We start from the raw sequence: 23,699 nt of genomic DNA on the forward strand, positions 1-23,699 counted from the left end.
TAAACGGGGCCACCCGGAAGGGATCTTTCCATCTGGCAGAAAGATCCGCGAAGCATTGCTCAGCGCGGATTGAACGGCGCGTCCTTGTCGAGCAACGCGGAACGAATGAAGTGCAGACAGCTCAGGATGCGCTGTAGATCGTGACGTCGATCGCGATCCGCATACACCGTTTGCAGCATGTCCGGGGCGAGCCAGGTAGTCGAGCGCACCCGCGTCAGGGCGTGCGAAGAGCCGCGCGAGATCGTCGCAGCTGTGTTCGATCACGCTGCGCCAACGCTGTTGAAGGATCTCTGCATAGTCGGCGCGCGCCACTTCGTTGTGCAGATCTATCACCGCATGACCTACTTCGATCGTCGCGAGCATCCAGCGTAGTGCGTCGCGCCGTCGTCGTGAACGGTGCGTCAACAGCACGCGCAGTTGCGAAATGAGATCGTGCGTGCTCGACTGGAAACGTCGATTGGGACCAGACAGCTCGTCCTTGCATGCCGCCCTCGCCTGCGACCGCAGGTCGCCCATAGTGTGACAGATGAGCCAGCTCATATCGGCGGGAAAGACCACCGCGAAAACAAGGGCGGCGAGCAGCATCGCCGCAGTCAGCGCGATGCCGTTGTTGATCAGCAGATCGGGCACGTAACTGACCACGTTGTCCGGCCCCGCAAGCAGACAAAAGAACACCGAAAAACCGATGCCATACCCTGCCGCGCCGCGCTGCGTCGCAATGAATGCGCCGAACGCGAGTACCGACGCAGCACCCCCGCGCGCAATCGTTTGAGCAACTGATGCAGCGCATGCAGACGCGCGCACGCATCCATGAATTCCCTGTTCAGGCGCACGAGAGGCGCACTGCGCGAACGCATCACCGAGTCTTCGAATGTGACGAACGTACGCGTTGCTTCGAGCCCGGCGATTTCATCGCCGAATTCCGCGAAACGTCGCTCGAACTGATTTCGCTCGATCCCGCGTGCGAGCACGTCGACAGCGAACGCAGTTATATTCGCGTACCTGATCTGAAGGTTACGTCGTAGCGCAAGACTCGAGTGCTGCGGCAGCAGCAATGCGCTGATTGCGCTCGAACACACGATACCGACCGCCACTTCAGCCGCGCGCGTGAGTGCCGCGAGTAACAGCCCTTGAGGCGCGATCACGTTCGGAATGTTGATCAGCGCGGCGGTGTAACCCGCGAGCACAAAGTCGTACCACCTGAAATTCCGATACCGGACCGCCACTGCAATACAGGCGCTCACCCAAACGATCATGCCGAGCATGTACAGTTCGTGCTGCTGAGCGAACAGCCCGCCGAGCACGAGTGCGGCCACGGTCCCAACTGCCGTTCTGAGAATCCGGTAGAAGCTCTTCGCGAGCACCATGCCGCTGGACGGTTGGATCAACACGAAGACAGTGGTCATCGCAATGCCCATCGCCCGCAAACCCGCGGCGACCGTTTTCAGCAGATGCAGCCAGATCAGACCGTCGCTGCTGGCTCAGTCGCGCACGGCCCGATTGAGCACCGGTCGACTGAGTCGTCGCCGCATGACAAAGCTCGGACCGTAGAACTCCACCGACGGCTTGATCGCATGATCGCGTTTCATCTGAAAACAGTGCGCCCCGGTTGGTCGCTGAAAGAGCCTCCGGGCAACGCCGCTGACACCAGCAGGCGAGCCGCCGATTGTAGGAGCCCTGGATGCGCACATTAAGATGACGGGTGCAGAACATCTGTTCCGGAACGGACAACAAGAGGTTTCTCAGACAGGCGGAAAATATGATCTCGCTGATGAAACAGAAGGTTTGAAGGACACGCATACAAAATATGCGAGTGTTCGTGCGGGTGGTTGAAGCTGGTAGCTTCACAGCGGCGGCGCAATCGCTCAAATCAACGACCGGCGCGATGTCTCGCGCGGTCTCGGAACTCGAGGCGCATCTGCGCACACGCCTGCTGAATCGCTCGACGCGGCGGCTGGCGCTGACCACCGCCGGCGAGCGCTAACTGAAGCGATCGCAGCAGATCCTCGGGGATGTCGATATTGCGAAAGAGGAAGCCAGTTGCGCGTACGAACGACCAACGGGCGCGCTGTGCCTGCACAGCTTTGCGAGCATCGGCCAGCACACCCTTCTGCCGGTCATTTCGCGTTATCGCGCACTTTATCCTGACGTGACCATCGAGTTGACACTATCGCAGCGCATGCCCGATCTGTTCGAGGGCAGTGCCGATGTAGCAGTGATCGGCGCGCCGGAAAAACCGGCTGACCTCGCGCATCACGAATGTCTGATCCTGCATATGCCGGCGTTCCCGCCACATGAATGGACGCTCGACGACCCGAACGGCCGTGAGCTGATGGAAGTCGACGGGCCGGTGCATGTGAACATCGCGGAATCATTGGTCGTGGCAATCCGCGAGGGCATGGGTATCGGCATGGTGCCGCTTTGTGCTGCCATTTCGGGATTGCGCGACGGCACGCTGGTGGGCGTGTTGCCGGACTATACGCTGCAGAAGACGACTGTTTATGCGCTATATCCGCCGCGCAAGTTCATCGATGCAAAGACGCGGACATGGGTCGAATTCCTGCGCTCACATCTGCCGAAGATCATTGCGCGCGACGAGGCATTCCTCGCTGAGGTCGGGCAAATGGGATCAGTAGATAGTCCAATGCCGGTTGAGGCTTGCCTTGGACTTTGGGCTGCTACGGAGTAGCGGCCGGAGGGGGCTCGACGCTTGTTTAAGTGCAAGTCGTGTGCGCAAGCAAGTGTCGATAATCCGGTGAATTTTAGAGAGTGTCTGGCACCGGTTCCCGGCCACATTTTTCGTTCAGTCGAACACGTCATCTGCTTCGATGACGGCCGCGTAAACGCAGAAACCCCACCGCGAGGGGTGGGGTTTCTGACTGGGTAAGGAGCCTGACGATTACCTACTTTCACACGGGCAATCCGCACTATCATCGGCGTGGAGTCGTTTCACGGTCCTGTTCGGGATGGGAAGGGGTGGGACCGACTCGCTATGGTCATCAGGCATGACGGGTTGCTGCGTCGCTACGGGTGAGCGCCACAGCCAATCGGGAAGAAGCGTAAAGGATTCGTGTGTGGGGGTTGTGCTGTTTCTGGCACAACATGGATCTCAACCGGTGAAACCCACCGGTTATAGGATCAAGCCTTACGGGCAATTAGTATCAGTTAGCTCAGTACATTACTGTACGTGCACACCTGACCTATCAACGTCCTGGTCTTGAACGACCCTTCAAGGGGCTCGAAGCCCCGGGGATATCTCATCTTAAGGCGAGTTTCCCGCTTAGATGCTTTCAGCGGTTATCTCTTCCGAACATAGCTACCCGGCGATGCCACTGGCGTGACAACCGGTACACCAGAGGTTCGTCCACTCCGGTCCTCTCGTACTAGGAGCAGCCCCCTTCAAATATCCAGCGCCCACGGCAGATAGGGACCAAACTGTCTCACGACGTTTTAAACCCAGCTCACGTACCTCTTTAAATGGCGAACAGCCATACCCTTGGGACCGGCTACAGCCCCAGGATGAGATGAGCCGACATCGAGGTGCCAAACACCGCCGTCGATATGAACTCTTGGGCGGTATCAGCCTGTTATCCCCAGAGTACCTTTTATCCGTTGAGCGATGGCCCTTCCATACAGAACCACCGGATCACTATGACCTGCTTTCGCACCTGTTCGACTTGTCAGTCTCACAGTCAAGCACGCTTATGCCATTGCACTATCAGCACGATTTCCGACCGTACCTAGCGTACCTTCGTACTCCTCCGTTACACTTTGGGAGGAGACCGCCCCAGTCAAACTGCCTACCATGCACTGTCCCCGACCCGGATCACGGGCCAAGGTTAGAACCTCAAACAGATCAGGGTGGTATTTCAAGGACGGCTCCACGCAGACTGGCGTCCACGCTTCATAGCCTCCCACCTATCCTACACAGACCGGTTCAAAGTCCAATGCAAAGCTACAGTAAAGGTTCATGGGGTCTTTCCGTCTAGCCGCGGGGAGATTGCATCATCACAAACACTTCAACTTCGCTGAGTCTCGGGAGGAGACAGTGTGGCCATCGTTACGCCATTCGTGCAGGTCGGAACTTACCCGACAAGGAATTTCGCTACCTTAGGACCGTTATAGTTACGGCCGCCGTTTACCGGGACTTCAATCAGGAGCTTGCACCCCATCATTTAATCTTCCGGCACCGGGCAGGCGTCACACCCTATACGTCCACTTTCGTGTTTGCAGAGTGCTGTGTTTTTATTAAACAGTCGCAGCCACCAGTTTATTGCAACCCCTTCACCCTCTGCGCGCAGGCGCATCAAGCTACCAGGGCGTACCTTATCCCGAAGTTACGGTACCAATTTGCCGAGTTCCTTCTCCCGAGTTCTCTCAAGCGCCTTAGAATACTCATCTCGCCCACCTGTGTCGGTTTGCGGTACGGTCACTGTGAAACTGAAGCTTAGAGGCTTTTCCTGGAACCCCTTCCAGTTGCTTCGCTTCCGAAGAAGCTCGCGCCACACCCTTGAGTCCTGTGCCCGGATTTGCCAAAGCACCCTCTTCAATGCAGCGACCGGGACTTCCAACACCCGGACAACCTTCCGCGATCCGTCCCCCCATCGCATTTCACAATGGTGCAGAAATATTAATCTGCTTCCCATCAGCTACGCATTTCTGCCTCGCCTTAGGGGCCGACTCACCCTACGCCGATGAACGTTGCGTAGGAAACCTTGGGCTTACGGCGAGGGGGCCTTTCACCCCCTTTATCGCTACTCATGTCAGCATTCGCACTTCCGATACCTCCAGCACACTTTCCAGTGCACCTTCGCAGGCTTACGGAACGCTCTCCTACCATGCGTGCAAAGCACGCATCCGCAGCTTCGGTATATGGCTTAGCCCCGTTACATCTTCCGCGCAGGACGACTCGATCAGTGAGCTATTACGCTTTCTTTAAAGGGTGGCTGCTTCTAAGCCAACCTCCTGACTGTTTTAGCCTTCCCACTTCGTTTCCCACTTAGCCATATTTGGGGACCTTAGCTGGCGGTCTGGGTTGTTTCCCTCTTGACACCGGACGTTAGCACCCGATGTCTGTCTCCCGTGATTGCACTCTTCGGTATTCGGAGTTTGCTATGGCGTAGTAATCCGCAATGGACCCCACAACCATGACAGTGCTCTACCCCCGAAGGTGATACACGAGGCACTACCTAAATAGTTTTCGGAGAGAACCAGCTATTTCCAGGTTTGTTTAGCCTTTCACCCCTATCCACAGCTCATCCCCTAACTTTTCAACGTTAGTGGGTTCGGTCCTCCAGCACGTGTTACCGTGCCTTCAACCTGGCCATGGATAGATCACCTGGTTTCGGGTCTACACCCAGCGACTGGACGCCCTGTTCGGACTCGCTTTCGCTACGCCTGCCCTAATCGGTTAAGCTCGCCACTGAATGTAAGTCGCTGACCCATTATACAAAAGGTACGCCGTCACCCCTTGCGAGGCTCCGACTGTTTGTATGCATGCGGTTTCAGGATCTGTTTCACTCCCCTCCCGGGGTTCTTTTCGCCTTTCCCTCACGGTACTGGTTCACTATCGGTCGATCACGAGTATTTAGCCTTGGAGGATGGTCCCCCCATCTTCAGACAGGATTTCACGTGTCCCGCCCTACTTGTCGTACACCCAGTTCTTTCATAATGTTTTCGCCTACGGGGCTATCACCCGCTATGGCCGCACTTTCCAGAGCGTTCGGCTAACACTACAAATAAAGAGTACAGGCTGGTCCCATTTCGCTCGCCACTACTCTGGGAATCTCGGTTGATTTCTTTTCCTGCGGTTACTTAGATGTTTCAGTTCACCGCGTTCGCTTCGCGTAGCCTATGGATTCAGCTACGGATACTCCATTAGGAGTGGGTTTCCCCATTCGGACATCGACGGATCAAAGCTCGTTTGCCAGCTCCCCGTCGCTTTTCGCAGGCTACCGCGTCCTTCATCGCCTGTGATCGCCAAGGCATCCACCACATGCACTTGTTCGCTTGACCCTATAACGGGTGAGTCTCTCTCGAAACGCACTGCGTTACAGGTTGAGTATTCGTGTTGCGCCGTATTCCAAAGCGATCTCTCGATCACTTAAAAATACATCGATACAATCACAACCCTGATTCACCTACTCACGCGCCCATCTCTAAGCACGCTTTCGTGAATCTCTTTACTACTTCTTCCTGATTGTTAAAGAACGACAGCCGATAGCGGGTTGCCCCGTACCGCTCTGACTGGCTCAATCGCCAATGCCAAGTACTCAGCAGCACTTCCTGCTGAACCCTTGGCATTGAAGATTGGTGGAGGATGACGGGATCGAACCGACGACCCCCTGCTTGCAAAGCAGGTGCTCTCCCAGCTGAGCTAATCCCCCAGTCATACACAGATAGTTACCTGTCACTCCGGGGTGGACCAGTCAGCACCACAGACAAGACAGTGGTGGGTCTGGATGGATTCGAACCATCGACCCCCGCCTTATCAAGACGGTGCTCTAACCGACTGAGCTACAGACCCCTGAGTCTGTCTGCGTTTCTTCTTCTAACCACAGCCGATAAGCGTGAGCACTTGCGCAGCAATGCGTAGCTCTGGAAAGGAGGTGATCCAGCCGCACCTTCCGATACGGCTACCTTGTTACGACTTCACCCCAGTCATGAATCCTACCGTGGTGACCGTCCTCCTTGCGGTTAGACTAGCCACTTCTGGTAAAACCCACTCCCATGGTGTGACGGGCGGTGTGTACAAGACCCGGGAACGTATTCACCGCGGCATGCTGATCCGCGATTACTAGCGATTCCAGCTTCACGCACTCGAGTTGCAGAGTGCGATCCGGACTACGATCGGTTTTCTGGGATTGGCTCCACCTCGCGGCTTGGCAACCCTCTGTTCCGACCATTGTATGACGTGTGAAGCCCTACCCATAAGGGCCATGAGGACTTGACGTCATCCCCACCTTCCTCCGGTTTGTCACCGGCAGTCTCCCTGGAGTGCTCTTGCGTAGCAACTAGGGACAAGGGTTGCGCTCGTTGCGGGACTTAACCCAACATCTCACGACACGAGCTGACGACAGCCATGCAGCACCTGTGTTATGGCTCCCTTTCGGGCACCCCCACCTCTCGGCAGGGTTCCATACATGTCAAGGGTAGGTAAGGTTTTTCGCGTTGCATCGAATTAATCCACATCATCCACCGCTTGTGCGGGTCCCCGTCAATTCCTTTGAGTTTTAATCTTGCGACCGTACTCCCCAGGCGGTCAACTTCACGCGTTAGCTACGTTACCAAGCCAATGAAGGCCCGACAACCAGTTGACATCGTTTAGGGCGTGGACTACCAGGGTATCTAATCCTGTTTGCTCCCCACGCTTTCGTGCATGAGCGTCAGTATTGACCCAGGGGGCTGCCTTCGCCATCGGTATTCCTCCACATCTCTACGCATTTCACTGCTACACGTGGAATTCTACCCCCCTCTGCCATACTCCAGCGATGCAGTCACCAATGCAGTTCCCAGGTTAAGCCCGGGGATTTCACATCGGTCTTACATCACCGCCTGCGCACGCTTTACGCCCAGTAATTCCGATTAACGCTCGCACCCTACGTATTACCGCGGCTGCTGGCACGTAGTTAGCCGGTGCTTATTCTTCCGGTACCGTCATCCCCCGGCCATATTAGGACCAGGGATTTCTTCCCGGACAAAAGTGCTTTACAACCCGAAGGCCTTCTTCACACACGCGGCATTGCTGGATCAGGCTTGCGCCCATTGTCCAAAATTCCCCACTGCTGCCTCCCGTAGGAGTCTGGGCCGTGTCTCAGTCCCAGTGTGGCTGGTCGTCCTCTCAGACCAGCTACAGATCGTCGGCTTGGTAGGCCTTTACCCCACCAACTACCTAATCTGCCATCGGCCGCCCCTGCAGCGCGAGGTCTTGCGATCCCCCGCTTTCCTCCTCAGAGCGTATGCGGTATTAATCCGGCTTTCGCCGGGCTATCCCCCACTCCAGGACACGTTCCGATGTATTACTCACCCGTTCGCCACTCGCCACCAGACCGAAGTCCGTGCTGCCGTTCGACTTGCATGTGTAAGGCATGCCGCCAGCGTTCAATCTGAGCCAGGATCAAACTCTTCAGTTCAAACCTGTTACTGTTTTCGGGCTCTCTCGAACCCGGTCGCTCACTCAACGTACTGACGAAGTGTCCAGCCATCTTCCGATGACCAGACCTTCCTTTCATTACTGTGTGAGGCTTCTTGATACTTTTGCTGTCAGCAGATTCCGCAGAATCCGCCGTCGCATTGCGCATCAAGCGCCCACACTTATCGGCTGTTAGTTTTTAAAGATCGGTCGCACCACCCGCCGCACCTGCACTACCCGGCACCGCTTCGTTTGCGTCGCTGCGTCTGCAGCAGAGAAGCGGAATTATGAACAACTTCCGCCAGATCGTCAACAGGTTTTTATCACTCGCCTGACCTGCCCACGCCGCTGAAGTCCCCGCCATCCAAGGCTTCCCGCTTCCCCCGTGCCCGGCATCCGGTGCACGAAAGAGCGGGATTCTAGTCGCCGTCACCGGGACTTGCAAGCGATATTTTGACAAGCGGCGCTCAGCCTACCCGCGACTCAACGCGCCTCGACTCACGCAGCCGCATGCGCGCGCATCGCGCGCTCGACCACGGCTAGATAATGGTCGATACCCGGCGTCGCGCGATCCTTCTCTTTCGCGCGATCGTCCCATCGGCGTAAACGCATCGCGTCTTCCGCGTACGGTCTCTGTATAAAAGCCCGCGCCTCTTCTTCGCTAAAGATCCCACCCTGCAATTGCAAGCTGCGTACCGAATCATCGGAAAGCTGGCCGAAATAGGAGGCATCGATCGCGCACAGGCAGCGCTTTGCGTCGACGTGCAGACGAATCGGTTCCAGCACCGCATCCGACAACACCGGCCGCAAAAACGGCAACGCGAAATACTGATGCAGATCGTCGACGCCCCTCTCCGTCGGCGTCTCCCCCTGCAGGTTCAGCAGATGCCCGAGGTCATGCAAAAACGCCGCGGCGACCAGTTCGTCGCTCGCCCCCTCCGCCTCGGCCAGCGCGCCGCTCTGCAACGCATGCTCGAGCTGCGTCACCGGCTCGCCGCTATACGCGAGGCTGCCGTGTCGCTCGAAAAGCAAACGGATATCGTCCAGACTCAGTGCCACCTGTTACTCCCAAGGTAACGAAAACGTCTTCAGATTGGTAAAGCTCTTCATCGCTTCCTGAACGCCTTCCTTGTAGCCGAGCTCCGAATCCTTGATACCGCCGAACGGCGTCAGTTCGATCCGGTAGCCCGGGACTTCCCACACATTGACCGTGCCCACGCGCAGTTCGTTGAAGCAGCGCGTGATGGCGTCCTGGCGGTTCGTACACACACCCGACGACAGCCCGAACGGCGTGCCGTTGCTGATACGGATCGCGTCGTCAATCGTATCGAACGCGATGACCGGCGGACCGGCCCGAAGGTTTCCTCGCGCACGAGCGTCATCGACGGATCGACGTTGTCGAGCACGGTCGGCGCATACAGCGCGCCGCTACGTTCGTTGCCGATGCGCAGACGCGCGCCCGCGGCCACCGCCTCGTTCACCCGCGCCTCAAACAGCTGCGCGGCGGCGGCGTCGATCACGGTGCCCATCTGGTTCGACGCATCGAACGGATCGCCGTACGTCCACGCGCGCGTCTTCTCGACGATCCGCTCCGTGAACTCCGCTGCGACGCGCTGTTGCACGAGCATCCGCTTGACCGCCGCGCAGCGCTGCCCGGAATTCTTGTACGAGCCCTGCACGGCGAGCGTCGCCGCGCGCTCGAGATCAGCGTCGTCGAGCACGATCAGCGGATCGTTGCCGTTTAGCTCCAGCACGACACGTCGATACCCGGCCTTGCTCGCGATGTATTTGCCGATCGCGACGCCGCCGGTAAACGTGACGAGTTCGACCGACGCATGCGTGATCAGCTCGTCGGCAATTTCGCGCGGATCACCAGTCAGCACCTGAAGCATCGGCGCAGGCAGACCCGCCTCATGCAGCAGATCCGCCAGATAAAGCGCCGACAGCGGCACCTTCTCCGCCGGCTTCAGCACGACGCGATTATTCGTCGCGATGGCCGGCGCGACCTTATGCGCGACCTGGTTCATCGGATGATCGAACGGCGTGATCGCGACGATCACGCCCGCGAGCGGCTCGCGCTGTAAGAACACGCGGCGCTTTCTGCCGTGCGGCGTCAGATCGCACGAGTAGCTCTGAGCGTCGTCGCGCAACGCCTCGATCGACGCGAAGCGGAACACGTCGGCGACGCGGCCGGTCTCGTCGCGCGAGTCCTGCTTCGACAGTCCCGACTCGAGCGAGATCAGATCCGACGCCTGTTCGGTGCGCTCGCGCAGCAGCCCCGCCGCGCGTTCGAGAATCTGCGAACGCTCGTAGCGCGACAGCGTCGGCCGATACGCGAGCGCATAGTCGAACGCAGCGCGCACATCGTCGACGCTGGCGAAAGGCACCGTGCCAACGCGCATGCCGGTATAAGGATCGATCACGTCGAGCGTACGCGCGCGCGTCAGGCGCTCGCCGCCCAGCCGCAGTGCTTCGGCGCGGAAGGCAGGATGGTCCCGCAGCGCCGTGTTCATGATGCCGACACGCGATTCAGCGCGACATCGAAGATATCGAAGTTGCGCAGGCGTTTGCCTGGGTTGCCGCCGCCGTCGGTGGCCGGCAACCGAACGTGCCGATTGAACAGCAGCGGCACCTCCTGCTCGGAAATCCCGCCATGCGAGCGCAACGGCACGGTGAGCCCGGACAGGTCATGCTCGTCGCGTCGCGTGCCGAGCACGACATGCTTCGTGCCGATCACGACGAGATCGCCGATCCGATCGTCGGGCAACCCAAAGCGCACGCACGCGGCGCGTCGATCGAGCACGACTTCGATTCCCGGCAGGTGACCGATCCGCGCAACCACGAATGCCGCGTCGATCTCGCGCGGCAAATAGACCGTCGCGAACGAACCCAGCGCCCCGTGATGCACGACATACGGATCGGTGATCGGCAGAATCACGCGCGCCGTCGCCGCGCCGAGCCAGTCGTCGAACACGTCCTGCAGATAGATCACGTTCGGCTCGCCGGTTTGCGGATCGTGCTTGGCGTTCATGCCGTGGTCGGCGGTGAGGCCGATCACCCAGCCGAGCGCGTCGAACTTCGCGAGATAGCCGTCCATCATCGCGTAGAACGCGTTCGCACCTTCGGTGCCGGGCGCGCATTTGTGCTGGATATAGTCGGTCGTCGACAGATACATGAGGTCGAGCTTGCGCGTCTGCGCGAGCCGAACGCCGGCTGCAAACACGAATTCCGACAAGCCCGCGCTATACACGTCCGGCAGCGGCAGACCAACCAGAGCGAGCACGTCGTCGATGCCGTTTTCCTCGCGCGTCACCTTGTCGGCTCTTTCAGCCGAGAAGCAGATCCCCTTCAGATGCCAGCCGAGCAACCCGCGCAGCTTGTCCTTCGCGGTGACGACGGCGACGGCGGCGCCCGCGTCGGCGGCAGCCGCTAGCAGCGTGGGCGCGCGCAGGTAGGCGGGGTCATTCATCATCACCGCCGCGCCCGCGCCATCGTTCGCGTCCGGGTCCCAGAAGTAGTTGCCGCAGATGCCGTGCACGGACGGCAGCACGCCAGTCACGATCGACAGGTTGTTCGGATTGGTAAATGACGGGATCACGCAGTCGCCGCGAAACGCCGCGCCGCCCTCGAGCATCGAACCGATGAACGGCGCGACACCTGCCGCGACCGCCGCTTCCAGATACGCAAACTCGCAGCCGTCGACGCAGACGACGACCGTCGGTTGCGAAGGCAGCCGGTAGCTCCGGCCGTTGACTTCGATCATGCGTTGCTCGGGGTGTGTCATCGCGTGGTTTTCCATTGCCGGGGGTGTCGCTGCAAAGGCATCACCGCGCGCGCGAGCCGGGCGCGCATTCGGTTGCCGGGACGCGCTGCGCGTGCGCCGCGTCGCCCGCCACGGCGCACGCACCATGCGCGCGCTGCAATCTGCCCTGCACATGCGCGCGCATCAACTGCGCAGCCTGCTCCGCGTCGCGCGACGCGAGCGCGGTCAGAATCGCGCGATGCTCGGCGAGCGAGCGCTCCATCGCGTCGCCCTGCACGACCAGCGCCGCTCGCCGAAACAGGTTCAACTCACTGACGAGCCCGCGATACGTGTCGTACAACTTAGTGTTGCCGGCCGCCGCGACGAGCGCATCGTGAAACGCGACGCTCGCGCGCGCATACGCATCGTGATCGTGCGACGCAAGCGCGGCGCGCATCGCGTCGACCCAGTCGCGTAGCACCGCGAGCTTCCCGGCGTCGATGCACACCGCAAGCATCCGGCACGCAGCCTCTTCGAGCACCGCGCGCACCGCGTAAATTTCATCCGCCTCCGCGAGCGATACCGTCCGCACGAACACGCCGCGGTTCTTTTCAGTGCGCACGAGCCCCGCCTGCTCGAGCGCGCGAAACGCCTCGCGCACCGGCCCGCGCGACACCTGCAACCGTGCCGCCCAGTCGGCTTCGTTGAGCTTGTCGCCCGGCGTCAGCGTGCCGTCGACGATATGCCGTTCGATCTCGTCGCGCACCAGCGTCGTCAGCGAATGGCGGCGCACGACCTCGATCGGATCGACGGAAGCAGGGTGCATATGTTCGGTCATTTTGACAAATGTTGCCCCATCGACATCGATGCCTATCCGTCGGCGCGCGCGCTTCAGATCACGAAAATTGGCCGCCAGTCAGTCTGGTCAGTCGATCCGTCGACGGGGAGCGCGCGCCGCGATCATCAGCAGCGCGACCAGCGAGACCAGCAGCAAAATCAGCGACAGCGCAGAGGCCGGCAGGTAATAGCCGCGCTCCACCTGCCCGACCACGACGATCGGCACCGTCGCGAAGCCCGGCGGATACACGGTCAGCGTCGCGCCGAGTTCGCCGAGCGACAGCGCGAAGCCGAGCGCGAGACTCGCGCGGATCGCCGGCACCAGTTGCGGCAGCACGACGCGGCGCAGCACCATCGACGGCGGCGCACCGAGACTCGCGCCCGCTTCGCGCAGCACGGTCAGCTCCGGGCGCAGCGCGGCGGCCGCGCAGCGGTAGCAGAACGGCAGCACCAGCGCGAGTTGCACGAACACGACGATCGCCGCCGAGCTCGACAGGTCGAGCGGCCGCTTGTGATACGCGATCAGCACCGCGAGGCCGAGCACCACGCTCGGCACGCCGTTGGGCATCATTGCGATCGTGTCGACGACAGCGCCGAGGCCGCGCCGGTCGCGTCCTTCGAGCGCGAGCGCGAGCCACAAACCGAGGACCGTGCCGAGCACCGCGACGCCCATACCGACTTCGAGACTGGTCGTCAGCGCGTCGAAGTCGCTCGAACTGAGGCGCTCGAACCAGCGCATGCTGAAACCGTCGGGCAGGATCGTGCCGGACCAGTGCGATGCCACGCTCGACAGTGCAACCACCAGCACCGGCAACACGAACAGCCAGAAGCTCAGCAGCGCGGCGAAGCCGAGAAACAGACTGCCCAACACACGCACCGCCAGGCTGTGCCGCACCGGCCGGCCCTTCTTGTGCTTGACCGGCAACACGGTCGGATCGAGTTCATCGGCCATGACCGGCTCCCTTCACCTTCCGGCTGTTGACGCGCCGGTACAGCGCGTACAGCGACAACGACATCAGCAGCATGACGACCGCACCGGCGGCGGCGGTCGGCAGATCGAGATCAACCGTGGCGGCGCTGTAGATCGCGACCGGCAGCGTAATCAGATGCGCGCTGCCGAGCACCAGCAGAATGCCGAACTCGTTCAGCGTCAGCAGAAAACACAGGATCGTGCCAGCCGCGATGCCCGGCCACGCTAGCGGCAGAATCACGCGAAACGCGACCATCAGGCCGTTTGCGCCGAGGCTGCGCGCGGCTTCGATCAGCCGCTGGTCGAGCAGCGCGAACGATGCCAACGTCGGACGCACGACGAACGGCGTATAGAACACGACTTCCGCGAGGATCACGCCACCGATGCCGAACAGAAAATTGAGCGGCGGCGCCTGCAGATTGAACAGCCGCTGCAGCGCGATGCTGACCGAGCCCTGCGAGCCGTACAGAAAGATCAGCGTGAACGCGACCAGAAACGACGGAAATGCGACGAACAGTTCGAGAAAGCGCGTGACCAGGCGCGCGCCCGGAAACGGCTTGAAGAACAGCAGCGACGCGAGCGCGACGCCGAGCAGGGAGGCCAGGCTCGCGCTCGCGAACAGGATGCCGAGCGTCGTGCCGATCACGCCGCGCGTTTCGGGATTAGCAAAGAACGTCATGTACGCGTGGCCCGAGAGGCCATGCGCGTCGGTCAGACTCAGCATCACGAGCCGCACGAGCGGATAGATGACGAGCGGTCCAAGCACCACGACCGCAATGAACAGCAGATGCCATTGCGCCATGCGCTCGCGCCGCTTCACCGCGGCCGTATGCGCCGCGGCACTCGCGAGCCGCCGTGCCTCGGCTTCGGCGCCGAGGCCGAGCGGATTGGGCGTATCAGGGCTTGATAAGGACGACATCGCCAGCCTCGAAACGCAGGGAAATACGCGCACCCTTCTCCGGCGTCATGCCGGGACCGCGCGGCATCGTGACGAGCACGGGGTCGTTCGGCAGCGCATCGAGCACGACCGACACCGACAAGGCCGCGCCATACCATTCGACCGACGCGATCGCGCCATGCAGTTGCCCCTCGCCGAGCGGCACGATGCGCAGCGCCTCTGGACGCAGACACGCGACACGCTCGCGCTCGTTGTAGCGCGCGTCGTCCATGCCAAACGCGACCTGCGGCGGCAGCAGATTGGCCGCGCCGAGATAACGCGCGACGAAGCCGTCGGCCGGCGTGTCGTACAGCTGCTGCGGAGTGCCGAGCTGTGCGATGTGGCCGTCGCGCATCAGCAGCGTGCGGTCGGACAGCACGAGCGCGTCGTCCTGATCATGCGTCACGCAGACGATCGTCAGACTAGGCAGGCGCTCATGCAGCGCCTTCAATTCGGAGCGCACCGAGGCGCGCAGATTGGCGTCGAGCGCGGACAGCGGTTCGTCGAGCAATAGCACGTCGGGCTCGATCACGAGCGCGCGGGCCAGCGCCACGCGCTGCTGCATGCCGCCCGACAGTTGCGCGGGCATCACGTGACCGGCGTCGCCGAGTTGCACGAGCTTCAACGCGTCGGCAACGCGGCGCGCGACGTCGCGCGCCGCGATACGCCGTGCACGCAGACCGAACGCGACGTTCTCGAACACCGTCAGATGCGGAAACAGCGCGTAGCTCTGGAACAGCAGACCGAGATTGCGCTTGTGCGGCGGCACGTGCGTCAGATCGCGGCCGGCCACCGTCAGCGTGCCGGCGAGACCGTCCGCCTCGATGAAGCCCGCGATGAAGCGCAGCAAGGTCGTCTTGCCGCAGCCGCTGCGGCCGAGCACGGTGAGCAATTCGCCGCGCTGGATGGTCAACGACAGATCGTCGAGCACGGTGCGGGCGCCGAAGCGCACCGTCAGGTGATCGATCTGCACGCCGCCCGGCGCGTCCGAACGCGCGGCGTCGAGCGCATCCAGCGAAGCGCCCGGCGCATTGGGATGAGCGAGACTGGCCGTGTTCACCGGGGTCGTCCTCCAACAGAATGAATGCGACGCGGCGCCCCGCAGTAGCCGCGAAGCGCCGCCTGAATCAACAACGTCAAACGCTGCCTGCCTGGACCACTTACTTCGGCTTGACCACTTCGGTCTCTTTGCCCGACGAACCGATTACTTCGCTCTTCCAGCGCGCGGTCCAGTCGGCCTTCTTCGCCATCACGTGGTTCCAGTCGACCGGAATCAGCTTCACGCCGGCAATCGACTGCTTGACCGTTTCGCCGTTCTTGCCCGCGAGCGGCACGTCGGTGCGCCCCGGAATGCCGAAGATGTCCGGCACCTTCGACTGCACGTCCGTCGACATCAGATAGTCGATCAGCTTCTTGCCCTCGGCCTGGTTCGGGCCGTTCTTGATCAGCCCGATCGCGTACGGCAGTTGGAACGTGGTCGGCTGGCCGCCGGGCGTGGCGGCGAGGAACACCGGCTTCAGCGACAGGCCGCCGTTGGCCGCGTCGTCGAGGTCCATCTGCAGGTCGCCGTTGGCGAACGCAATTTCGTTACGCGACAGCAGCACGTCGAGATAGCCCGTGCCCTTGGTGTGGAACTTGGCGCTCTGCTCGAGTTTCTTCAGATAGTCGAACGCCTGGTCTTCGCCCATCAGCGACGAGGTCAGGATGATCACCGCCATGCCGTCGCCGGCGGTCGCCGGATTCGAATAGGCGACCTTGCCGCTGAAGTCCGGATGCAGCAGGTCCGCGAACGTCTTTGGCTGGGTCTTGGTGACTTCGGGGTTGATCGCGAACGAGAAGTAGTTGTTCACGAAGGTCGCCCACGCGCCGTTCGGGGCCTTCGCGATGGCCGGCACGTTCTTGTAGTTGGCGCTCTGGTATGCCTGCAGCAGACCGCTCTGGTCGGCCTGCTGGATGAACGGCGGCAGCGTGACGATCACGTCGGCCTTCGGCTGATCCTTCTCGATGGTCGCGCGGTTCACGACTTCGCCGCTACCCGCCGTGACGATATTGACCTTCACGCCTTCCTTCTTTTCGAAGGCCGGCAGCACGTCCTTGTACAGATTTTCGAGGCCATCGGCCGTGTACAACACGACGGCGTCGGCCGCTTGCGCCTGCATCGCGGTACCGCCGAACGCGGCCGCGGCGACGAGCGCCGGCAGCAGTTTGCGCGCGAGACCGGCCGCGGCGTGAAGGGAATTCGTCGTTTTCATGTCGCTCTCTCCGAAGGGCAATAAAAACCAGACGGTCGGGATAACCCATACCTGTAGTGATTGAACGGCGGCACGCGCCGCTTGCGTGTTGCCCGCTGCGGTTATCGCGCCGGTCTGTCGTGGATTGCAGATTGCCGACAACTTTGCCGCTTCGCGCCCAGCCTGACTGACAGCCCGCCTACGACACACGCGCTGCCTGCCGCACCTGAGCGGGCACGGCAAGAATCACAGGTTTCGATGACAAGGCCATGACGATTGTGCCGAATTCCAAAAAACGACACAATTCGCCAACCCAAGCCAATCGACGGGACTCGTCGAGCCGCGCGAAAGCGAAGCGCCGCACGCCGATCCCGTGTGAATCGTATATGGCGAAAATGACGATGTAGGCAGGATGCGTCGGGAGGATTGCGGTGGGCGTGTCGCGGGCGACGGTGCTCGCGCAGGCGGAGCCGGGGCGGCGCACTGGCCGTGTTCGTGGCGTTCGGGGCACCTGTCTCGGTTGGGGCGGACGGGGTCGGGGCGGACGGGGTCGGGACGACGGCGCGGATTGCGCCTCGTCGCCTCGGTTCTCACAGCGAAACCCGTGGCTTTTTTGATTGAGATTTTGGCGGGTGGGGAATGGGTCTTTCAGTCAGTGGCCTACGAGCGCAGTGGAGACCACTCGGCTAAGCCGCTTCAAGCAATCAGAATCTCAGGCCCGTGCGCCGTGATCGCCTTGCCGAGCGCACGCTCGGGCGCCAGTTCGGTGACCAGATAACGCGCCGACTCGATGCCGTTGATGCGCACCGGCGTCACGCGTCCGAACTTCGAATGATCGGCGACGATCAGGACCATGTCGGCCGCGGCGATCATGCGACTGCGCACTTCAGCGGCCATGCGGCTGTAGTCGGTCAGATAGCCGTCGGGCGAAATCCCGCCCGCGCCGATGAACGCGAAATCGGCGTGGTACTGCGTGAGCTGCTGGACGGTGTCGAGCCCGAAAGTCGCGTCTTCGATATCGGACAGCTCGCCGCCGAGGAGCGTCACGCGATTGTCGTTGCGCCGGCCGAGCAGCAGCGCGATGCGCCAGTCGTTCGTATAGACCGTCAGCCGATGCCGGTCGAGCAGCGCCCGCGCCACCGCTTGCGTGGTGCTACCCGAATCGATGATCAGCGACGCGCCGTCCGGCACGAACTCGGCCGCGCGCTCGCCGATCGCGCGCTTGGCGCCGGCGTTCTCGGCTTCGCGCGTATCGAGATCGGGCTCGCGCCGATCGCTCGACAACGCGCCGCCGTGCGTCGTGACGAGCAGGCCGCGGCCGGCCAGCGCGTTGAGGTCGCGGCGGATCGTTTCGCGCGATACGTTCAGTTCGCGCACCAGCTCGGCGACCGACAGCGCGCCATTCTTTGCGACTTGCGCGAGGATGTATTGATGACGTTGTTCTGCGAGCATCTGGGAAGGCCGGAAGCCGGCACGCTTGGGTTTCGCGGTGATTGAGGAAGGCCGCCGTATTGTATTACGCGTATTGCGCGTTGACGGTTCCGTCGCGCCGGCGGCGCTCAAGTCGAATCGGGCGGCCCTTGCACGCGAACACGCCCGCCATCGCGCCGAACTGCTAACCTTGACGGCTGGACTCGTCCGCTACGCGGCGAACGCAACGCCGCCATGCCGCCGGGTTCCGCGCACACCGCCTCGCCCGTCAACCGAACCGCCGATGCCGCCACTGTTTCGCCGTCTACTGCTGCTGTTCCATGCGCTGCGTTACGGCGCGCGCCTGATCTGGCTCGCCGCCCCGCCCGACCACAAACTGCACTGGATAATCGAGCTGATCGGCCGCGTGCATGCGTCAGAACGCAGCGGCCAGCAGTTGCATGTTCTGCTGCCGGCGCTCGGTCCGCTCGCGAGCCGCTTCGCGCAAACGCTCGCCGGGCGCCCCGAGCTCGCGAGCGGCACTCTGCACGACGCGCTCGACGCGATCGATCACATGGAAGAGCCGCTGTCGCCGGACGACTCCGCGCTGGCTTTGACGCGCGCGTTCGGGCGCCCGCTCGCCGAGCTGTTCAGCGCGGTCGACCTTGTGCCGGTGCGCACCGGCTTCGCCGAGCAGACCCATTTCGCGCGGCTCGCGACGCCGGTCAAAGGTCACCACGAAGTCGCGATCAAGCTCGTGCGCGCGCAGCAGTTGCAACAGATCGGCGACGAACTCGCGCTCTTGCGCTGGGTCGCGCGCTGGCTCGAAAAGCTCTCGCGCATCGCGCGCAAGCTGCAGTTGCGCGCGCTCGCGCAGACCTTCACCGACGACATCCTGCGCCGCTTCGACCTGCGCGCCGAAGCCGCCAATCTGAGCCAGACCGGCCACCATTTCGACGGCGACAGGCGGATCGTCGTGCCGGACGTGATCTGGGAGCTGTGCACCGACCACACGCTGACGATGCAGCGCGTCAACACATTGCCCGCGAGCGACGCGCCCGGCCTGCAAGCGCACGGCATCAAGCTGGCGCCACTCGCCGCGCATATCGTCGAGGTGGTCACCAGGCAGGCGTTCGAGCATGGCTTCTTCCACGCGACGCTCGATGCGCGCCACGTGCGCGTCAGCATCGAGCCGGACACGCGCGGGCGCCTCGTGCTCGCGGATTTCTCGATCATGGCGACGCTGTCGAGCGGCGAGCGTGAGTTCTTCGTGCATGGCGCGACCGCGCTGTTCGACCAGGACTACGCGCGGCTCGCCGACATGCACCGCGATGCCGGCCACGTGCCGCAAGACACGCGCACCGAGATGCTCGAAGCCGAGCTGCGCACGCGCGCTGAAGCGCACTTCGCGGCGGCGCCCGAGGATCGCTCGGCGGGTTCGCTGTTTGATCATCTGCTGCACGGCGTACAGCCCTTCGACGGCCACGTTTCCGGTCCGCTCGCGACCGCACAGCGTTCGTTCCAGCAGGCCGAGATGCTTGCGCGGGCGTTGCATCCGGGCGTCGATACATGGAACATCACGCGCGGCGTGCTCGCCGATATTGCGCGGCGCGACCTCGATCATCGCGGCTGGCTCAAGCGTCTGTCGCACGAGCTGCCGCATCTCGCGCATATGCTGCCGCGCGTGCCGCAACTGGCCGTGCGCTATCTGCAGCAGCACGATCGCACCGGCGCGCCGCAGCAGAGCGCGCAACTGTTCGCGGATCTCGCGCGCGAATACCGGCGCACGCGCTGGCTATTGTGGGCGTGCGTCGTCTGTGGCGGCATCCTCGGAGCGGGGATGATGCTGCTGGCGTGGTGACGGTCCGGCTCGCGCGTTGCAGCTTCGAACAAGACGCGCGCCGCCGATGCCGCCAGGATAGCGGCTTTTTCACGTCGCCCGCTTCAATGCCCGCCTCGATGCTCGCTTCCTTCCTTGCCGCCGTCTTCGTCGTGCTGTGGTCGACCGGTTTCGTGGTCGCCCGCGCGATCACGCCTTACGCCGATCCCAATCTGTTTCTGCTCGCCCGCTTCGGCGGCACCGCGCTGGTCTTTACGCTGGCCGCTCTCGTCACGCGCGCGACCTGGCCGGCTGGACGCAACTTCGGCAAACACCTGGCCGCGGGCGCGCTGCTGCAAGGCGTCTATCTCAGCGCCGGCTACTGGGCTGTCGCGCAGGGTCTGAGCGCCGGCGTGATGGCCTTGCTTGGCGCGCTGCAGCCGCTCGCGACGGGCGCCGTCGCCGCGCCGCTGTTCGGCGAGCGCTTGTCGCGGCGCGGCTGGAGCGGCATGGCGCTGGGCCTGGCCGGCGTCGTGCTGGTGCTCGCGCCCAAGCTCGCGGCCGCGACGCCGCCCACGCACGGCAACGCACCCGCGTGGCTCGTCGTGCTGATATCGATCGTCGCGGTGGCGGCGATCACGGCGGGCACGCTGTTCCAGAAGACCTCACTCGCGAAGGCCGATATTCGCAGCGCAAGCGCCGTGCAGAACGTCGGCGCGGCGATCGTCGCGGGTGGGCTGGCGCTTGCGCTCGGCGAGCATCGCTGGATCGTGTCACCGACGCTGTGGGCATCGCTCGCGTGGGGCGTCGTGATGCTGTCCGGCATAAGCGTGACGTTGCTCGTGTGGATGGTCCGGCGCGGCAACGCGGCGCGCGCGACCGCGCTGCTGTTTCTGGCACCGCCGCTGGCCGCGCTCCAGGGCTATCTGGGGTTTGGCGAGACACTGCTGCCGGTGCAGATCGCCGGGTTTGCGCTCGCGTTGGCTGGAGTGCTGCTGGCCAGATCGTGAGGGACACCAGGCGGCGACAGCGGGAAGCGCCCGTCAGTCGGCCGTATCCGCGTGCGCGGGCATTTTCGCGCGCGCAACCGCGCCTGGCGCCGGCGACCATGCCGGCCGAGTCTTGCGCTGCGAATCGACGACGACGATATAACGCCCCGCCCACGGCAAGATCTGCCGATCGCTTTTCAGCACCCACAGTGATTTGCCGGAATCAATGAGCGTCGCGTATTCGGCGTCGAGAATCCCGTAGTGATCGAGGAACGTGTTCAGCGACGCGGGAATCCGCACGCAGCCCTTCGAATGGCGAATGCCGAGTAGCGGTTCGAGCCGATCTGGGTCGGTGGCGTGCATCTGGAAGCGCATCTGCGACATGCCGCCCTTGCCCCAGCCGCGTTCACCCTGCGCCCAGCCGAGGTCGAAAATGCGCATGTCGCGCCGGCCGTAGCCGCGAATCTGGTTTTCGTTCTGCGTGCCCTCCGAGCGGAAATCCATGTTGTCGGGCGTATGTTCGAACACGCCGAGCGGCGTGATGAAGTGGTCGTACTCGCCGGGCCGTCCGGTGGCTACCGGCGATGCGCCGATCATCTGCCAGCTGTCGGCCGGCACCGCGCGGAAGTAGATGAGGAGCGCCTGCACGTTCGGATTGCGATCGACGAGCACCACGTACTCGCCCGACAGACTGCCAAGCTCGTTAGCATCGAGCGCCGCCTGCAGACGGTCGGCGTACGCGCGCTGCTCCGCGGCGGGCAGCCTGAGCCGGCGCGTCACGTCCTGCGCAAACACCTCGCGCAGCAGGAACGCACGGCGCGGATCGACGACGCCGGCCGCGTCAGGCGCGGCGACGGTGGCTGCGTCGAGCGCGGTCAACGGCCGGCTCGCGCCCTCCCGCACTTTTGACGGCTTGGCTGGATTCACTGCACGCGCCGCCGATGCCGACAGCGCAGGCGACTGCGGCGTAGCGGGCGCCGCCGGATGAACCTGCGCCGCCATCGCGCCGGCACTTGATAAGACGCCTGCGCAAAACCACACGCAAATTTTCAGGTGTTTCAATCCAGGCTGGCCACGCCGATCTGGGTATGTCATCGCGTCTTGGAGCAAACATGATTATTATTGATTGCACGCCCGGTCCCTACGGCGTTCGCCACGGTCGATATTACTCAGCGAATTGAGGCATGTCGATGAAAATACCCTCAAGAACGCGATCTCTCCATAATAATTGACTATTCTCGGCAATCGACGTATCGGCAATATGGCAATTAATACGCGATTAAAACCGCCACCGCAAGGCGCGGCGCGTTCCGATACTTTTCAAACCGTTTTTTGTACCCGCTTTCAATCTGCTTTGACCTGTCTCAATCTATTTTTCTCTCACGAGGACACAGGACGATCATGGCTCAATCCGATCCAGCTGCCCGCCAGGCCGGCATCGCGGCCGAAATGCACGTCGCATCTGAATTCGATGCAAACCGCGAAATCGAGCGCCGGGTCGATTTTCTGGCGGACTATCTGCGCAGCAGCCGCCTGAAAACTTATGTGCTCGGCATTAGCGGCGGCGTCGATTCGACGACGGCCGGGCGTCTTGCGCAACTCGCGGTCGAGCGTTTGCGCGCGAACCATTACGACGCGCGTTTCATCGCCGTCCGCCTGCCTTACGGCAAACAACGCGATGAAGCGGATGCGCTACAGGCATTACGTTTCATTCGCGCCGACGATAATCTGGCTATCGATATCAAACCTGCGGCCGATGCGATGCTCGAGTCCCTCGATAAAAGCGGCGTGTCGTTCAAGGACGAATCGCAGCGGGATTTCGTGCACGGCAATATCAAGGCGCGCCAGCGGATGATTGCGCAATACGCGGTGGCGGGTGCGCGTTCGGGCGTCGTGATCGGCACGGACCACGCGGCCGAATCGGTGATGGGCTTTTTCACGAAGTTCGGCGACGGCGGGGCCGACGTGCTGCCGCTCGCCGGGCTCAGCAAGCGTCGCGTGCGCGCGCTCGCGAAGACGCTCGGCGCACCCGACGCGCTAGCGCACAAGGTGCCGACTGCCGACCTCGAGATGCTGCGGCCGCTTCGCCCTGACGAAGACGCGTACGGCATCCCGTACGACGAGATCGACGATTTTCTCGAAGGCAAGCCGGTCAGCGATACTGCGCGTGACGTGATCCTGCAGTTTTACAACGCGACGCGTCACAAACGGGCGCTGCCGTATACGCCGTTCGACTGGCCGGCGCCGTCGGACGAATCGCTTTGACCGCGGAGCTTACCGTGCTGCCGGCGGTTCGCCGCTGAACAGATCGGCGCTCGCTTCGAGCTGCAGGCCGCCCAGATGCTTGCCGTGAATCTGCCGCGCGATCACGTCGCCGACATACGGCACGCTGGCGTCGAGTTCGACCGTCGCGTAGGCGCTGGGCTTGCCGGCGTCCACGACCTCGACACGTTTAGCGTAATGGCCGAGTTCGCGTTTCAGAAATTCCCGCACTTCCTGCTCGCTGCACGATTCGGCGATATTGCGCACGGTGAGGTTCATGCGGCCTGCCTGAGAGCGAGCCACGACAAATACAAGGCCATCGTTCGAATCTCCTGTGCGAATTTCGTCTTGCTCTCAGGATAGCCCGCTTC

The 23,699-nt window shown here is 62.4% G+C and carries 14 protein-coding genes, 2 tRNA genes, 3 rRNA genes and 3 pseudogenes; 4 read left to right on the top strand and 18 right to left on the bottom strand.

Annotated elements, in window-relative coordinates; all coding sequences use genetic code 11:
* Positions 1-201: 201 nt before the first annotated feature.
* Positions 202-1,532: pseudogene (locus L0U81_RS33850) on the bottom strand (FUSC family protein); the annotation flags it as partial.
* Between the two features lie 275 nt (positions 1,533-1,807).
* Here L0U81_RS33850 and L0U81_RS22740 point away from each other — a divergent pair.
* A pseudogene (locus tag L0U81_RS22740) lies at positions 1,808-2,689 on the top strand (LysR family transcriptional regulator).
* Between the two features lie 201 nt (positions 2,690-2,890).
* Here L0U81_RS22740 and rrf read toward each other — a convergent pair.
* From rrf to L0U81_RS22815, 15 genes and pseudogenes are all read right to left on the bottom strand, one after another.
* Positions 2,891-3,004, bottom strand: a 5S ribosomal RNA gene (rrf, locus tag L0U81_RS22745).
* A 130-nt stretch (positions 3,005-3,134) separates the two neighbouring features.
* Positions 3,135-6,015 (bottom strand): 23S ribosomal RNA (locus tag L0U81_RS22750).
* 295 nt (positions 6,016-6,310) lie between these two features.
* A tRNA-Ala gene (locus L0U81_RS22755) sits at positions 6,311-6,386 on the bottom strand.
* Between the two features lie 63 nt (positions 6,387-6,449).
* Positions 6,450-6,526 (bottom strand) — tRNA-Ile (locus tag L0U81_RS22760).
* A gap of 75 nt (positions 6,527-6,601) precedes the next feature.
* Positions 6,602-8,132 (bottom strand): 16S ribosomal RNA (locus L0U81_RS22765).
* Together the 16S, 23S and 5S rRNA genes with 2 tRNA genes alongside form the textbook arrangement of a ribosomal RNA operon.
* 497 nt (positions 8,133-8,629) lie before the next feature.
* Complete coding sequence (locus L0U81_RS22770) at positions 8,630-9,190, bottom strand: phosphonate degradation HD-domain oxygenase (protein ID WP_233805749.1); 561 nt, start codon at positions 9,188-9,190, stop codon at positions 8,630-8,632.
* A 3-nt stretch (positions 9,191-9,193) separates the two neighbouring features.
* Positions 9,194-10,644: pseudogene (phnY, locus tag L0U81_RS22775) on the bottom strand (phosphonoacetaldehyde dehydrogenase).
* Positions 10,641-11,915, bottom strand: coding sequence for a phosphonoacetate hydrolase (gene phnA, locus L0U81_RS22780; protein ID WP_233805750.1), 1,275 nt, complete (start codon positions 11,913-11,915; stop codon positions 10,641-10,643). Before phnA ends, phnY begins: the two are co-directional and overlap by 4 nt.
* A 40-nt stretch (positions 11,916-11,955) precedes the next feature.
* A complete protein-coding gene (locus L0U81_RS22785) occupies positions 11,956-12,711 on the bottom strand; it encodes a phosphonate utilization associated transcriptional regulator (RefSeq protein WP_233805751.1) in 756 nt (251 codons plus the stop codon).
* An 87-nt stretch (positions 12,712-12,798) separates the two neighbouring features.
* Positions 12,799-13,662: a 2-aminoethylphosphonate ABC transport system, membrane component PhnV gene (gene phnV / locus L0U81_RS22790; RefSeq protein ID WP_233805752.1), complete on the bottom strand. Its 864-nt coding sequence runs from the start codon at positions 13,660-13,662 to the stop codon at positions 12,799-12,801.
* Positions 13,652-14,599, bottom strand: a complete 948-nt coding sequence (locus L0U81_RS22795; RefSeq protein WP_233805753.1) for a 2-aminoethylphosphonate ABC transporter permease subunit — start codon at positions 14,597-14,599, stop codon at positions 13,652-13,654. Before L0U81_RS22795 ends, phnV begins: the two co-directional genes overlap by 11 nt.
* Positions 14,577-15,677: a 2-aminoethylphosphonate ABC transport system ATP-binding subunit PhnT gene (gene phnT, locus L0U81_RS22800; protein WP_233805754.1), complete on the bottom strand. Its 1,101-nt coding sequence runs from the start codon at positions 15,675-15,677 to the stop codon at positions 14,577-14,579. The genes L0U81_RS22795 and phnT overlap by 23 nt, the downstream gene beginning before the upstream one ends.
* Before the next feature lie 100 nt (positions 15,678-15,777).
* Positions 15,778-16,869, bottom strand: coding sequence for a 2-aminoethylphosphonate ABC transporter substrate-binding protein (gene phnS / locus L0U81_RS22805; RefSeq protein WP_233805755.1), 1,092 nt, complete (start codon positions 16,867-16,869; stop codon positions 15,778-15,780).
* Positions 16,870-17,047: 178 nt separating this feature from the next.
* The gene (locus L0U81_RS22810; protein ID WP_233805756.1) at positions 17,048-17,332 is read right to left on the bottom strand and encodes a hypothetical protein; all 285 of its coding nucleotides are present in this window, start codon (positions 17,330-17,332) and stop codon (positions 17,048-17,050) included.
* A gap of 212 nt (positions 17,333-17,544) precedes the next feature.
* Positions 17,545-18,300: a DeoR/GlpR family DNA-binding transcription regulator gene (locus tag L0U81_RS22815; RefSeq protein ID WP_233805757.1), complete on the bottom strand. Its 756-nt coding sequence runs from the start codon at positions 18,298-18,300 to the stop codon at positions 17,545-17,547.
* A gap of 262 nt (positions 18,301-18,562) precedes the next feature.
* On the opposite strand from L0U81_RS22815, the gene L0U81_RS22820 reads away from it, so the two are divergent.
* Together L0U81_RS22820 and L0U81_RS22825 are read left to right on the top strand one after the other, a co-directional pair.
* A complete protein-coding gene (locus L0U81_RS22820) occupies positions 18,563-20,119 on the top strand; it encodes an ABC1 kinase family protein (protein WP_233805758.1) in 1,557 nt (518 codons plus the stop codon).
* Between the two features lie 98 nt (positions 20,120-20,217).
* Entirely contained in the window at positions 20,218-21,087 is an 870-nt protein-coding gene (locus L0U81_RS22825; RefSeq protein ID WP_233805759.1) for a DMT family transporter, read from the top strand.
* Positions 21,088-21,120: 33 nt separating this feature from the next.
* On the opposite strand, the gene L0U81_RS22830 is transcribed toward L0U81_RS22825, so the two are convergent.
* Entirely contained in the window at positions 21,121-22,068 is a 948-nt protein-coding gene (locus L0U81_RS22830) for a L,D-transpeptidase (protein ID WP_233805760.1), read from the bottom strand.
* Between the two features lie 399 nt (positions 22,069-22,467).
* On the opposite strand from L0U81_RS22830, the gene nadE reads away from it, so the two are divergent.
* Positions 22,468-23,331, top strand: coding sequence for an ammonia-dependent NAD(+) synthetase (gene nadE, locus L0U81_RS22835; RefSeq protein ID WP_233805761.1), 864 nt, complete (start codon positions 22,468-22,470; stop codon positions 23,329-23,331).
* 9 nt (positions 23,332-23,340) lie between these two features.
* On the opposite strand, the gene L0U81_RS22840 is transcribed toward nadE, so the two are convergent.
* A complete protein-coding gene (locus L0U81_RS22840; RefSeq protein ID WP_233805762.1) occupies positions 23,341-23,607 on the bottom strand; it encodes an RNA-binding protein in 267 nt (88 codons plus the stop codon).
* Positions 23,608-23,699: the final 92 nt, after the last annotated feature.

Origin of the sequence: Paraburkholderia sp. HP33-1, from assembly GCF_021390595.1 — a bacterium.
Lineage (GTDB): Bacteria > Pseudomonadota > Gammaproteobacteria > Burkholderiales > Burkholderiaceae > Paraburkholderia.